The sequence below is a fragment of the Chryseosolibacter indicum genome, assembly GCF_018598585.1.
GTDB classification, from domain to species: domain Bacteria; phylum Bacteroidota; class Bacteroidia; order Cytophagales; family Cyclobacteriaceae; genus Chryseosolibacter; species Chryseosolibacter indicus.
Genome location: NZ_JAHESD010000019.1, coordinates 27,664 through 42,118, shown reverse-complemented (window position 1 = coordinate 42,118; position 14,455 = coordinate 27,664). Strand labels below are relative to the sequence as shown.

The window sequence follows — 14,455 nt, the reverse complement described above, 5'->3', positions numbered from 1 at the left end:
GTTGTTTCTGAAATAATATTTAAAATTGACCGAGCTACTTTACCCAAACTAAATTATGAAAAACTTTTTAAAGCTTTTCCTGGTCGTTATTCTGATCAGTACTGTTTCTTTTAATGTTATCCGGGAAGAGGATAATGATTATCCCTTTCAAAATCCTTCGCTATCTATTGAAGCCCGCGTAAATGACCTTGTGTCAAGGCTTACGCTGGAAGAGAAGGTTGCGCAGATGCTTAACTCAGCGCCTGCCATTCCGCGTCTTAACATACCTTCCTACGATTGGTGGAATGAAGTGTTACACGGCGTGGCTCGTACCCCTTACAAAGTAACTGTTTTTCCGCAGGCCATTGGTATGGCTGCAACCTTTGATACAACATCACTTCACCAGATGGCCGACTATTCTGCATTGGAGGGAAGGGCAGTATATAACAAGGCAGTAAAAGAAGGAAAATCAGGCCAGCGTTATATGGGCTTAACTTATTGGACACCCAACATCAACATCTTCAGAGATCCGCGTTGGGGAAGAGGGCAGGAGACCTACGGAGAAGATCCTTACCTTACTGCTATGTTGGGTCGTGCTTTTGTTCATGGTCTTCAGGGGAATGATCCAAAATATTTAAAGGCCGCTGCGTGTGCCAAGCATTATGCGGTGCATAGTGGTCCGGAGCCGTTGCGTCACGTATTTGATGCCCAGGCAAGTGACTATGACCTCTGGGATACGTACCTTCCTGCATTTGAAGAGTTGGTAGTAAATGCAAAAGTGGCCGGCGTAATGTGTGCCTATAATGCATTTCGTAAACAACCGTGTTGCGGAAGTGATGTGCTGATGCAAGACATCCTTCGTAACCAATGGCAGTTTACTGGGTATGTTACTTCTGACTGCTGGGCGATTGATGATTTCTTTAAGAACCATAAAACACATCCGGATGCAGCAAGTGCTTCTGCAGATGCTGTAATACACGGAACGGATATTGATTGCGGAACAGATGCCTACAAATCATTAGTGCAGGCAGTTAAGGAAGGTAAGATTACCGAACGACAAATAGATGTTTCGGTTAAGAGACTGTTCACGATACGCTTTCGCTTAGGAATGTTCGATCCGGCAACTATGGTTAAATATGCCCAAACACCAGAAAGTGTATTGGAGAGTGAACCGCACCGTGCTCACACACTGAAGATGGCACGACAGTCTATTGTGTTGTTGAAGAACCAGAAGAACGTACTCCCGTTAAAGAAGAACTTAAAGGAGATCGCTGTTATTGGTCCGAATGCAGATAACGCAATTGCTGTACTTGGAAACTATAATGGCATTCCGTCAAAAATCGTTACAGCGTTGCAAGGAATTAAAGACAAGGTGGGAGACAAGGTAAAGGTAGTGTACGAACGTGCTACTACATTTACCAAAGATACGCTTCTTGTTTATGCCGATGTAACAAAGCAATATAGCTTAGAAGGACAACCAGGTATCAGGGCTGAATACTTTAATAACAAGGAATTGAGTGGTACCCCTGTTATTACAAGAATGGAAACTTCTGTTGATCACGACTGGCAGGAAGGTGAAATTGTAGTATCAGATATGAAAGCGTATAACTTCTCTGCGCGGTATACAACAGATTTCACTGCAAATGAAACAGGTGAGATCGCATTTGAAGTAGAAGGCGATGACGGTTACCGTTTCCTTGTAGATGGCAAAGAACAAATCAATGCCTGGACACGCAATAGATGGGGTGCGAGAAATTATAAACTTCAAACTGAAAAAGGAAAGACCTATCGATTAGTAGTTGAATACTACCAGGCCGAAGGTAAAGCAGGAATTAAACTGCGTGCTGGTAATTTTAAGAAAACAGATTTTAAAGCGCTTGCTAATCGTGTTAAAAGTGCTGATGCTATTGTTTTCGTAGGCGGAATTTCACCGCAGCTCGAAGGTGAGGAAATGAAAGTAAACGAACCGGGCTTCAATGGGGGAGATCGTACTTCTATTCTTCTGCCTTCTGTTCAAACAGAATTGATGAAAGCACTAAAGGCAACAGGTAAACCAGTAATTTTTGTGATGATGACAGGTAGTGCAATTGCGGCACCGTGGGAAGCAGAAAACATTCCCGCTATTGTCAACGCATGGTACGGCGGCCAATCTGCGGGAACAGCAATTGCCGATGTTCTTTTTGGTGATTATAACCCGGCAGGACGTCTTCCGGTGACATTCTATAAGAGTGATAAAGACCTACCTGACTTCAATGATTATACCATGGATAATCGCACCTACCGTTATTTCAAAGGAACACCACAATGGGCATTTGGTTACGGTTTAAGTTATACGACCTTTCAATACGACCAATTAAATATCCCTGCCAATGCAAAAGTGAATAGCACCGTAACGGTAAGCGTACGTGTAACCAATACCGGAAAGATGGATGGGGACGAGGTTGTTCAGTTATACTTATCGAGGCAACAACCATCTTTTAAAGCACCGCTCCGAGCACTGAAAGGATTTAAACGCATCTTTTTAAAACAAGGTGAAAGTAAGCTCGTCACTTTTGAGCTTCGTCCACAAGATACTGCCGTAATATTGGAAGATGGTACGGAAAAGTATTTACCCGGGGCAATTACAGTGTCTGTAGGTGGTAGCCAACCTGATGCAGCAACACGCGCAAGCAAGAAAACAGCTGAAGGTGTGCTTCAGCTTGCTGAGCAATAAATGAACGTTAATAATGAGGTCGTCTCAAGGCTTTACTTATAACTTTTGAGGCGGCCTCTTATAATTTATATGTTGATGTGTGTGATGTGTTCCTCCAGCTGAAGATTTTGTCTTACATAATTTTCAATTTCTTTAGGCATTTTATCTGGCGGTAGGATAAAAGTTGGGTGGTCGTATTTGATAGAATGGTTGGGCATCCCGTCAAACTCCGCAGTTTCAGGATCCTGTACTAAAGTAATTCCCCTGTTCTTTTCAATAGCATGAAAGCCTTCTGTTCCGTCATTTCCCGTTCCTGACATGATTACACCTATAACCTTGTCTTTTGCATCTTCTGCCAGTGAATTGAGAAAATGATTAATGGTTCTGTTTAACAATTCAAGGGACGAACGCTCTGAAAGGATAAAGTGTCCTTCTTTCAAAGTGACCTTCATAGCGGGTGGGTGAATAAATATTTTGCCGCGTTCTATTGCCATTCCCTGTTCTATTTCGACAATGGGAGTTGATGTGTGTCTGGCAAGGATTTGTGGCAGATGGCTTTCGTAATCCCTTTTCGAATGTAATACTACAACGTATGCAATGTTCTCAACGTCTTTAACATTTGAAAAGTAGCTCTTCAACGCTTTTAGGCCACCAGCAGAAGCCCCCAAAGCAGCAATGTAAAAATTATAATCCATAGCATTTTTTAAGGTGAAACTTTTATGCCATGATACTGGTCATGCAAGTAGTCGCAATTTTTTGTGTAGTGATTCTTGTTAAGGATTAAACATGGTATAAATTCGGAGCAGGAATTCGGGGCATAATCAACATGAACAAAGATCTGGTTTTAAGAGAATATTTAGCGATAGAACGAACCAAGCTTGCAAACGAAACAACCTTACTTGCCTACATCAGAACAGGGCTTTACTTTGTTGTGGCAGGTTCTACCTTAGGACATTTAATTGATACGCTTTTCTGGAAGCTTACAGGCGTGCCCTTAATTGCCATTGGCATATTTGTCATGTTAATGGGAATATTAAAATATAAACGGGTGCGTAAACACATTGAGGCCAGCCGTCAGAACGTAGGCAACTCATCTGAAGCATTTATTAAAGCAGTGCGCGGCGATTTTTCCTGAGGAGCTTGGGAGATATTATTGCTTAGAATCGATCCAAATTCCTTCAGAAAGATGTGGTAGAAGGATTCATTGCACTGAAAATGCGTTATTTTTGTCACGTGAAAATTTTCTGTATTCTGTTTGGCTTTCTTTTAAGCGCACTGTCATGTTATCCCTGCACGGATGGGGAAACATGTGCTGATGATACAGAGCGGCAGGCGTCAGTTATAAGTCATGATCATTCTACTGACGACGTTGATTCATGTTCACCACTTTGTGTTTGTAGTTGTTGCAGCATGAAGATCCATTCACCTTCGTCATTTCATCTCGAAATATTTCGTCCCGGCTTTGTAATTAAAAATAGTGTCCATCTAACTCTGGTTCCTGAGCTGGTCTTTTGTAGCATTTGGCAACCGCCTAAGCCATTCTAGTATATCTCTGTTTTTTATTCTGTTATCAACTGCTTAGCACAAGTAGCGTGCTTTAGCGTATGCTTTAGATTCTATGCTAGATAAGATCATTTATTATTCAATTAAAAATAAACTTGTTATAGGCCTGTTTACTTTGGCCTTGATTGTATGGGGTGGTTATTCAATAAGCCAACTCCCCATTGACGCTGTTCCTGATATTACAAACAACCAGGTTCAGGTATTAACCGTTGCGCCATCACAATCGGCACTTGACATTGAACGGCTCGTTACGTTTCCCATAGAGCAAACGATGGCCACCATTCCAGATATAGAAGAAGTTCGAAGCTTCTCACGGTTTGGACTTTCTGTAGTAACCATTGTTTTTAAAGATAAGATAGACATTTACTGGGCACGGCAACAAGTAAGTGAAAGGCTTGTAACCGCCTCACGGCAAATCCCGGATGGAATAGGCACTCCTGAACTAGCCCCTGTAACTACAGGACTTGGAGAAATCTTCCAATATATTATAAGGCCTGAGAAGGGCTATGAAGATAAGTACACTGCCATGGAGTTAAGAACCATCCAGGACTGGATTGTGAGAAGACAATTGCTAGGTACACCAGGGGTAGCTGAGGTTTCAAGCTTCGGCGGCTATCTTAAACAATATGAGATTACCATTGATCCCGATAAACTAAGAAGTTATAACCTTGGCATTGCTGATATCTTTACCGCTTTGGAAAGAAATAATCAAAACACCGGAGGTGCTTACATCGATAAGAAACCCAACGCCTATTTTATCAGAAGTGAAGGTTTGATAAACTCAACTGATGACATTGGCAAAATCGTCGTGTCTACTACCAGCGCAGGTTCGCCTGTGCTCATCAGAAATGTTGCCGACGTTCAGTTTGGCCATGCCACACGGTATGGTGCCATGACCTACAATAATGAAGGTGAGGTAGTTGGAGCCATAACGCTGATGTTAAAGGGAGAAAACTCCAATGCAGTAGTAAAGCGTGTAAAGGAGCGAATAGCCGAAATTCAGAAAACACTTCCTGAAGGAGTTGCCATTGATGGTTTTCTTGACAGAAGCCATCTAGTTAACCGAGCAATAGGAACGGTTGAAAAAAACCTTATTGAGGGGGCACTTATTGTAATTGCAGTACTTGTTCTTTTCCTCGGTAATTTCCGGGCAGGTTTAATTGTAGCATCGGTTATTCCACTGGCAATGCTTTTTGCTGTATCCCTTATGAATGTGTTCCATGTCTCGGGCAATCTGATGAGTTTAGGAGCTATTGATTTTGGGCTCATTGTAGATGGTGCCGTAATTATTGTTGAAGCCACCATGCATCACCTCGGCTTAAGAAAGATTTCTCAACGATTAACGCAGGCTGAGATGGATGAAGAAGTATACACTTCGGCCTCTCGCATAAGAACATCCGCTGCATTTGGTGAAATTATTATTCTCATTGTTTATCTTCCTCTCCTTGCGCTTGTTGGAGTTGAAGGTAAAATGTTCAAGCCAATGGCGCAGACTGTAAGCTTTGCTATTCTTGGTGCGTTTATCCTTTCCCTTACTTATGTTCCTATGATGTCGACGTTATTCCTGGATAAGAACACAAGTCACAAGAGAAATTTTTCAGACCGTATGATGGATGCTTTCCATCGCCTGTTCAACCCCTTAATTCTTACGGTTCTTAAAAATAAGTTGATTGTTGTCCTTTCATCGCTCATACTGCTAGCGGTGTCTGTTGTTCTTTTTATACGAATGGGTGGAGAATTTCTTCCAACCCTGGAAGAAGGTGACTTTGCTGTAGAAACGCGTGTCCTCACGGGAAGTAGTTTAACGTATACGATAGAGGCAGCACAAAAAAGTGCGGAGGTTATATTGAAAGAATTTCCGGATGAGGTAAAAGAGGTTGTAGCAAAAATTGGTTCACCTGAAATTCCGACAGATCCCATGCCTATAGAAGCATGCGACCTGATGGTGATTCTCAAAGATAAAGATCAATGGAAAAAAGCAGCAAGCCGCGAAGAATTGTCAGAGAAGATGGCAGAAGCGCTGGAAGTGGTTCCTGGAGTTACCTATGGTTTTCAGCAACCTATTCAAATGCGTTTTAACGAGCTGATGAGTGGCGTTCGACAGGATGTAGCTGTAAAGATTTTTGGTGAGGACTTGGATGTGCTCACAGGATTGTCAAAACAAGTGGCAGATATTGTTCGCACCGTTGAAGGCGCACGCGATTTATACGTAGAAGAAGTGTCTGGCCTGCCACAGATCGTTGTCAAGGTCAGGAGAGATGAGATCGCCAAATACGGTCTTAATGTATCTGAAATCAACCAAACTATTAATACTGCGTTTGCAGGACAATCAGCGGGACTTGTGTTTGAAGGAGAGAGGCGCTATGACCTTGTTGTAAGGCTACGTGCTGAAAACAGGCAACAAATAGAAGATGTGCGCGAGCTTTTCATTACTGCACCCTCTGGCCAACAGGTGCCCTTGAAACAACTTGCTGATGTTGATTTTAAAATTGGTCCCAACCAGATACAACGCGAGGACGCAAAACGGAGAATCATTGTAGGATTCAACGTAAGGGGTAGAGACGTGGCCAGCATTGTTAGGGAAATCAGAGAGAAGATAGACGCAAAGATTAAGTTCCCTGCTGGGTATTACACCACCTATGGCGGTCAGTTTGAGAATTTAGAAAAGGCACAGGCCAGGCTTTCAGTAGCCGTCCCCGTTGCGCTTCTGCTTATTTTCATTTTGTTGTTCTTTACTTTTCAATCGGTTAAACAATCACTCCTGATATTTACTGCAATACCCATGGCCTCTATTGGAGGAATAATAGCATTGTTGCTGAGAGGAATGCCCTTCAGCATTTCTGCTGGCGTTGGTTTTATCGCCTTATTCGGAGTAGCGGTACTTAACGGTATTGTCCTTATCGCGGAGTTCAACAGGTTAAAAAGAGAAGGCATGTCAGACCTGAATGAAATTGTTTTGAGTGGCACGCAGCTTAGGTTGCGCCCTGTGTTAATGACCGCCGCAGTGGCATCTCTGGGCTTCTTGCCTATGGCACTGGCTACAAGTGCGGGAGCAGAAGTACAAAGACCCCTCGCTACTGTAGTAATCGGTGGGCTCATAAGTTCGACGATACTTACGTTGTTCGTGCTTCCTTGCCTCTATATTTATTTTGAAAAGATTGGATCAAAAAGTAACCCTACGTTATCATGAATTATTTAGTAATAACGATACTAATGGTTTTCTGTTTTCTTTCCTCCTTTGGACAAACAGGAAATGTTTTAACTATTGATCAGGCTGTTGAACAAGCACTGAAGAACAATCCGGAAATAAAAGCCTCAGGGTATGAAGTAGAGTCGAGAATACAGTTGAAAAAGACATCTATTGATTTACCTAAAACAGAGGTGATGCTCATGTATGGGCAATACAATAGCTACGCGAAGGATGATAATAACATTACTGTATCCCAGGTAATTCCCTTTACCGCTTTGGGAAGTCAGCGCGCATACAATAAGGCTTTGATTAATGCCAGTGAAATTAAGAAATCAGTAACCGAGAACGATGTAGTTTACAATGTAAAGCAAACTTACCAAGAGCTTTCCTTTTTAAAAGCCAGAAAGAGGCTACTACTCCGGCAGGACAGCATTTTTGGAGGATTTCTTAAATCATCTGCCCTGCGTTATAAAACCGGGGAGAGCAACCTCCTGGAGCAAACTACAGCAGAGGCACAGTATAATGAGGGTAAGAATCAGTTAAGAAAAATTGATGCTGAAATATTCAGTCTTCAGCGGCAGCTTCAGATCCTTATAAACGCGTCATTCTTACCCGATATTCCTGAGTCGACGTTAACACCTCTGGCAATGGAGGCTACGGTTTTAGATACAGTAGCATATAAAACAAATCCTGCATTAAGGTACTCTCTTCAGCAAGTTGAGGTAACAGGCGCGGAGAAGAGACTTCAGTCAGCCAGGTTTGCACCCGATTTTCACGTGGGCTTCTTTTCTCAGACGTTGGTTGGTGCGGTGGATGCCGAAACAGGTGCCATCGCGTCAAACGGGAAACGCTGTACAGGATTTCAATTAGGTATTTCGCTGCCTGTTTGGTTTGCGCCACATCAGGGTCGCGTAAGGGCAGCAGCGTATAGTAAACAGGCCGCAGAGACAAATTATGAGTACCATCAAAGATCTTTGCAGGGACAGCTTGAGCAGGCAACACAAAAGTTATTGGTAAATAAATCAAGCCTTGACTACTATGAACAGACCGCCCTTCCTAATTCTGAACTGATTCTTAAACAGTCTCAATTGGGTTTCCAGCATGGCGAAATAAACTACACGGAATACCTGATGGGTATCAGAAACGCGCTCAGCATTCAGGAAAATTATTACAATACCCTAAACGAATACAATCAAAGCGTCATCTACATTCAATATTTGACTGGTAACAGGTAAATGATTATGAAAAGTATTAACATCAACAGCATATACATCTGCATTTTTTCTTTCTCGATTTTAATTTCATGCAACAACACGCCATCAGAAAAGGTAGCGGAAGTAGAAAGCAATGAAACTGCTCATGAAGATATTGTAGCATTAACTTCTGCTCAATCACAAAACGCAGGCATTGAGCTGGGCCACATAGAGAAAAAGCAGATAAGTGGTACAATTAAGGTAAATGGTGTACTTGATGTACCACCCCAGCAACTCGTGAGTATATCCGTGCCTCTTGGAGGTTTTTTAAAAAACACAACACTGCTGCAAGGCTCTCGTGTTAAGAAGGGACAAGTAATTGCTACCATTGAGAATTTAGACTTCATTCAGATTCAACAGGATTACCTGGAGGCGAAAAGTCAGCTTGAGTTGGCAAAGGTAGATTATGAACGTCAACAGGAGTTAGCCAAAGAGAATGTGAATTCTCAAAAAGTACTGCAACAGGCAAAAAGTAACTACACTATTTGGGAAGCAAAACACAATGCACTTCGGGAAAAACTTCGTGTTATCAACATTGATGCTAAAAGTGTTGAAGACGGAAATATTCGTAGTAGCATTAATTTGTATTCACCCATAGAGGGATATGTAACACAGGTAAATGTAAATATTGGCAAATATGTTAATCCTACGGACGTGCTGTTCGAAATTGTAGATACCGAGCACTTGCATGCCGAGTTAATTGTATTTGAAAAAGATGTTCCACGATTGAGAATAGGCCAGAAGCTACGGTTTACCCTCGCAAATGAAACAAAAGAACGAATGGCTACAGTATATCTTATTGGAAGGGAGATAAGCACGGACAGAACCATTCGCATCCATTGTCATATTGATGAGGAAGATAAGGAGTTTCTACCGGGCATGTATCTTACTGGCCTTGTAGAAACAGGGAGTACACAGGTACCCGCCCTACCCGATGATGCTATTATAAGTTACCAGGGCAAGAAATACATCTTTATTGCTTCAGAAGAAAAAGAAGAGAACCATGAATCTTCTGACCCAACACAAGGTGATCCCCACAATGAAGAATCCAAAAATTTCAGAATGGTCGAGATAGAAACTTCAAACAGTGAGCTTGGGTTTACAGAAGTTTCCGTGCCAGACAGTATTGGCAATTCGGCTGTGGTAATAAAGGGCGCCTATGTGTTGTTATCGAAAATGAAGAACAGCGAGGAAGAAGGAGGGCACGCGCACTAAAGAAGCAGGCAGTATCATTAATAAATTTTACTGTTATACAGTTTTGCATTAATTTTCACCATTCGTTTGGCGGCTTAAGTTTTATAACAATTGTAATGATTTCATTTTCAATTAAACACAGTTTATTCATCTTTCTCCTGTTTTGGGTCGGAAAGGGCAATGCTCAGCAAGCTTCAACTCAGGTAAAGTCGTCTTCAAAGCTTAAGTTTCTGCATGAATACGAAGTTCCTTACAATTTTAAATTCAAGTCGACTACGGTAGGAGGTTTGTCGGGTGTTGATTATGATAGCAAGAAGGATATCTATTATTTGATAAGTGACGACAGATCTTCCATTAATGCATCCAGGTTCTACAAGGCAAAAGTAATTATCAAAAATAATAAGATTGACACGGTTCTGTTTACGGATGTTCATACTATTATGAGACCTGATAATACCCCTTATCCTGATGCCAAGAAAAATCCCGTTGGAGCTACTGATCCTGAGTCCATGCGTTATGATGGAAAAAGAGATCGGCTCGTTTGGACAAGTGAGGGAGAACGTATTGTAAAGAAGGCGGAAGTGTTGAAGGCAAATCCCGCCATTACGATAATGAGTACGGAGGGAAAATATATCGATGTATTCCCATTGCCGGAGAATCTTAACATGAAGGCAATTGAAAAGGGCCCAAGGCAGAACGGGGTGTTGGAGGGAGTAACGTTTGATAAAGATTTTAATACAATGTATATGACCCTTGAAGAACCATTGTATGAAGATGGACCCAGAGCAGACGTAGTTGAAACAAATTCGTACGTACGCATTTACCAGTTTGATGCGGAGACGAAGAAAAATACAAAGCAATTTGCCTATAAGCTTGATCCTGTTGCATACCCTGCGCTTACTACAACTGCGTTTAAGGTAAATGGCGTTTCAGAAATACTTTACGCCGGCGAGAATAAACTGTTCGTTATGGAGAGATCCTTTTCAACAGGAAGGCTCTCATGTACAGTTAAAGTGTTTTTGGCTGATCTTTCAGAGGCGGATGATGTAACTGAAATACCATCGTTAAAAGAACAGCCGCCATCGAATGTTGTAAAGAAAACACTGCTCCTGAATATGGATAGTCTTGGAAGATACATTGATAATGTAGAATGTATATCCTATGGGCCGGTGTTGCCTAATGGACACCAGTCGTTGCTATTTGTGTCTGATAACAATTTCAATTCATTCGAGAAAACTCAGTTCTTCCTGTTTGAAATTGTGCCTTAGCAAACTACTCCTCATGTACTTCATAATCTAACCTTTTTCTAATTCTACTTATACTCCTTTTTACTACTCCTTTTTAAGTACGCGCTTTGTAGAACGGCGGACTACATTTTAATAGCGTTGACAAGGTGTTTAGCTATCCAACGCTACTCATAGAAGTTTCTTGACCATTCATGTCTAAAATCTTTTAAGATAAATCCATGTGGCAGGTATTTTTTCTCTTCAGTGAAAAAAACAAATACCTCTTATGTTAACTTACAACGCAGGCTCATCTACATAGTTAAATCCGAGTAAATGGAATTGTTAGACTGATGGAAGGCAGTGGTTGATAATGTCAACCCATTGCTTGGTCAGCTTCGTACTTCTGTAATGCTGGTATAGTTCCCTATACCCTCATGATTCTATTGTCCTTTCTTTTTCAACATAGCCTTTCAGCGTGCTGAAGAAGGACAAGTATTGCTACAACTAAAAATCTAAACAAAGTTATCAATGAAACATTTTTATTTGATTGTACTATTCTTAGTACTTAACCTTTATACACAGCAGGTAAATGCGCAATGTGAGTGCTCTACGTGTGATTATGTCATTACACCAACCAGTACGGATTTCTATATTTATGCATCAGAAATAAAAGCAGCCCTTGGTGTTACAGACCTTGCAGGCAAAAAGATTTGTATACAAGGTGGTGCCACTTATAATAAGAACATTGTCTTCCGGGAGCTGACAGGAAGTGCCTCGAATCCAATTATTATTACTAATTGTGGAGGGCTTGTTACTATCGATGGAGGCACAGGAAGCCCTTTATCGGTATGGGATTCTAAGTATGTTAAAGTTTTGGGTAATGGATGTGCTCAGTATAAATATGGTATAAGAGCAAAAGGTGGAGGCAACTTCGTAGAATTAAAGGCATTAAGTAGCATCCGAATTACAGATCTGGAGGTTGCTTATTTAAATATAGGTGGCGATTCGGGAACACCTGGATCAGCGGGACTAAAAATTATTGACGATGTTAATTGTGATCAGGATACCCTTCCCAGAAATCATCCAAATAAGTGGGTAATACGAAATATACTTGTTCATGATAACTACATTCATAATGTTGGTACAGAGGGAATGTATATTGGAAAAGGCGATGAGGCTTACGGCGGGAAGCCGATTACATGTGGCAATGCTACTAAAACTGCTTACTCAGCCTCTCTTCAACATGTCAGAATTTATAATAACGTAATTGACTACACTGGATGGGACGGCTTGCAGTTAAAAGATGCTGACTTAGATGTAAAAGTCCATAACAACACGATTACACGGTATGGCCTTAAAGTAAATCTTGCTCAGAATGAAGGTCTGTATTTAGGCTCGGGTGTGGTAGGAGACGTCTATCATAATATAATTAATACCGGAACAGGAAACGGCTTTCAGTATTTTGGAGCAGGCAATCTTAACTTCCATAATAACATCATTGCAAACGTAGGTGAAGCTGGCATGTGGGCACTCGGCAAGTATTATGAAGTTACATCTTCCGGAAGTTATATCAGAATATTAAATAATACAATCGTAAAGGTAGGTAAGTCTCATGACAGGCAGGAGGGCATATTGTGGGATTCATACAACGAAATTGATAACATGGTATTGCAAAATAACATCATAGCCGGAGTACCTGGAGACAGGGCATTTGTGAGGGGTGTTCCTGCCTTTAATGTTAATAATCACAATTACTTTGCCCGTGATCCAAATGACGTTGGATTTGTTCGTTTTTCTGATGCGAGTGATGAAGAATTTCTGAATAATAATGACTTTCATTTAAGTAGTACTTCTCCTGCTATTGATTCTGGAGTTAACTTATCCGCGACCGGTGTGGATAGCATAGCATTTGATCTTGATGGGAAACCTCGAAATGTTAATAATGCGTATGATCTTGGTGTGTATGAATACAGCACTAATGGTAATAATCCAGATCCATCGTGGGCAGTTTACATAAACCCGGGTGGCGATGATTTTGTTGATGGCAGTAAAACATGGGAACGCGACAAGCAGACTACACCGCATGTATATTATAATACAGCTTTTAACTCATATACTACTGGAGGTACGTCCTCGTTTTCAGGAACAAATAATACCGGTATTCCAAATGGCATTCTGGGGTCTTATCGTTATACTTCTGGTAATAATCATACATTAAAATACCTTATCCCTGTTCCTCAATCAGGGGCTACTTATACTGTAAGTTTATACTTCGCGCGTAAGTCAGGAGATACCTTTACTTCAGGAGCCAGACGATTTGATATTGTTGCAGAAGGAGAAACAAAAGCAGCAGCCTATGATGTATACGACAATACGGGTAGCGGGGCAGCTTCGCTTACCTTTAACGCAGTGGTGCATGATGGTATTCTTGATTTAACCTTTGCAGGTATAGGTACGTCTCACGCCCAGATCAATGCTATAGCAGTTACAAAATATGCCGAGCCTACTCCTGATCCAATTGACCAACTCTCTTTAGCTATTAATGCCGGAGGGGATGAAATTGTTGAAGAAGACGTGACTTGGGAGAAGGATAAGCAAACAACACCTCATGCGTTTTATGATGCCACATATAGTAGTTATACAACCGGAAGCGCGTCTTCTTTCTGGGGAACAAATGATACCGAGGTGCCTAACCAGGTAATGGGATCTTATAGGTATACTTCAGGTACAAATAAGACGATTCGTTATAATATGCCAGTGCCGGTAGCCGGCAGTTATGAGGTGAAATTGTTTTTTGCAAAGAAGAGCGCTGATACCTTTACCTCAGGTGCAAGGAAATTCAATATTTATCTGGAAGGCGCATTAGTACAGTCTAATTATGATGTACACGACCAGGCAGGCTCAGGAGTTTCTTTTTTAAGTTTCCCAGTAACAGTATCTGATGGGTCTCTGGAAATAAAATTTGTAGGTACTTCAACAGGTCACGCTCATATTAATGCGATGACTATTAATGGCCCTGCAGCAGGATCAGCTCAACTAAGTGCAGCAGCATATGTCGAGGAAGCGAACGCAGCACCATCCGATTCAGACGCAGCTATAAGTCTTTCTCCTAATCCTGCTTTTAATTTTATAGACCTTCATTTGCCTCCGCGCGGAAAATACCATATACAGGTTTTTAATGAACAGAATGAATTGTATTACGATAAATACGTAGACGGAAGTGACGCTGAGGGAAAACAAGTAGATATCAGCCAGTTGCGAGCTCCTAAAGTATATATCGTTAATATCATATCAGAATCAGGTAAAGTTACATCGAAGCGGATTATTAAGAAGAGTAAATAGGAAAATGTTCTTTTCA

General features: G+C 41.3%; 9 protein-coding genes. 8 read left to right on the top strand and 1 reads right to left on the bottom strand.

The window, feature by feature from the left end:
• Nucleotides 1–55: 55 nt before the first annotated feature.
• Entirely contained in the window at nt 56–2,692 is a 2,637-nt protein-coding gene (locus tag KK060_RS10565; RefSeq protein ID WP_254153693.1) for a glycoside hydrolase family 3 protein, read from the top strand.
• A gap of 65 nt (nt 2,693–2,757) precedes the next feature.
• Here the strand turns inward: KK060_RS10565 and KK060_RS10560 are convergent, their stop codons facing one another.
• The gene (locus KK060_RS10560; RefSeq protein ID WP_254153692.1) at nt 2,758–3,366 is read right to left on the bottom strand and encodes a chemotaxis protein CheB; all 609 of its coding nucleotides are present in this window, start codon (nt 3,364–3,366) and stop codon (nt 2,758–2,760) included.
• A 131-nt stretch (nt 3,367–3,497) separates the two neighbouring features.
• On the opposite strand from KK060_RS10560, the gene KK060_RS10555 reads away from it, so the two are divergent.
• The 7 genes from KK060_RS10555 (at nt 3,498) to KK060_RS10535 (ending at nt 14,439) form a co-directional block, all read left to right on the top strand.
• Entirely contained in the window at nt 3,498–3,806 is a 309-nt protein-coding gene (locus tag KK060_RS10555) for a DUF202 domain-containing protein (RefSeq protein WP_254153691.1), read from the top strand.
• A gap of 80 nt (nt 3,807–3,886) precedes the next feature.
• Nucleotides 3,887–4,216: a DUF6660 family protein gene (locus KK060_RS25190; protein WP_367397480.1), complete on the top strand. Its 330-nt coding sequence runs from the start codon at nt 3,887–3,889 to the stop codon at nt 4,214–4,216.
• Nucleotides 4,217–4,289: 73 nt separating this feature from the next.
• A complete protein-coding gene (locus KK060_RS10550; protein ID WP_367397479.1) occupies nt 4,290–7,424 on the top strand; it encodes an efflux RND transporter permease subunit in 3,135 nt (1,044 codons plus the stop codon).
• On the top strand, nt 7,421–8,659 hold the full coding sequence (locus KK060_RS25185; RefSeq protein ID WP_367397478.1) for a TolC family protein: 1,239 nt from the start codon (nt 7,421–7,423) through the stop codon (nt 8,657–8,659). Before KK060_RS10550 ends, KK060_RS25185 begins: the two co-directional genes overlap by 4 nt.
• 6 nt (nt 8,660–8,665) lie before the next feature.
• Nucleotides 8,666–9,892 (top strand): efflux RND transporter periplasmic adaptor subunit, encoded by a 1,227-nt coding sequence (locus KK060_RS10545; RefSeq protein WP_254153690.1) that lies wholly within the window; start codon nt 8,666–8,668, stop codon nt 9,890–9,892.
• Between the two features lie 95 nt (nt 9,893–9,987).
• Nucleotides 9,988–11,139, top strand: a complete 1,152-nt coding sequence (locus KK060_RS10540) for an esterase-like activity of phytase family protein (RefSeq protein WP_254153689.1) — start codon at nt 9,988–9,990, stop codon at nt 11,137–11,139.
• Between the two features lie 486 nt (nt 11,140–11,625).
• Nucleotides 11,626–14,439, top strand: coding sequence for a malectin domain-containing carbohydrate-binding protein (locus KK060_RS10535; protein ID WP_254153688.1), 2,814 nt, complete (start codon nt 11,626–11,628; stop codon nt 14,437–14,439).
• The last annotated feature ends 16 nt before the right edge of the window (nt 14,440–14,455 follow it).

Coding starts and splice junctions, on each gene's coding strand:
- KK060_RS10565 (WP_254153693.1), top strand. CDS start 56: ATGAAAAACTTTTTAAAGCTTTTCCTGGTCGTTATTCTGATCAGTACT.
- KK060_RS10560 (WP_254153692.1), bottom strand. CDS start 3,366: ATGGATTATAATTTTTACATTGCTGCTTTGGGGGCTTCTGCTGGTGGC.
- KK060_RS10550 (WP_367397479.1), top strand. CDS start 4,290: ATGCTAGATAAGATCATTTATTATTCAATTAAAAATAAACTTGTTATA.
- KK060_RS10545 (WP_254153690.1), top strand. CDS start 8,666: ATGAAAAGTATTAACATCAACAGCATATACATCTGCATTTTTTCTTTC.
- KK060_RS10555 (WP_254153691.1), top strand. CDS start 3,498: ATGAACAAAGATCTGGTTTTAAGAGAATATTTAGCGATAGAACGAACC.
- KK060_RS25185 (WP_367397478.1), top strand. CDS start 7,421: ATGAATTATTTAGTAATAACGATACTAATGGTTTTCTGTTTTCTTTCC.
- KK060_RS10540 (WP_254153689.1), top strand. CDS start 9,988: ATGATTTCATTTTCAATTAAACACAGTTTATTCATCTTTCTCCTGTTT.
- KK060_RS25190 (WP_367397480.1), top strand. CDS start 3,887: ATGCGTTATTTTTGTCACGTGAAAATTTTCTGTATTCTGTTTGGCTTT.
- KK060_RS10535 (WP_254153688.1), top strand. CDS start 11,626: ATGAAACATTTTTATTTGATTGTACTATTCTTAGTACTTAACCTTTAT.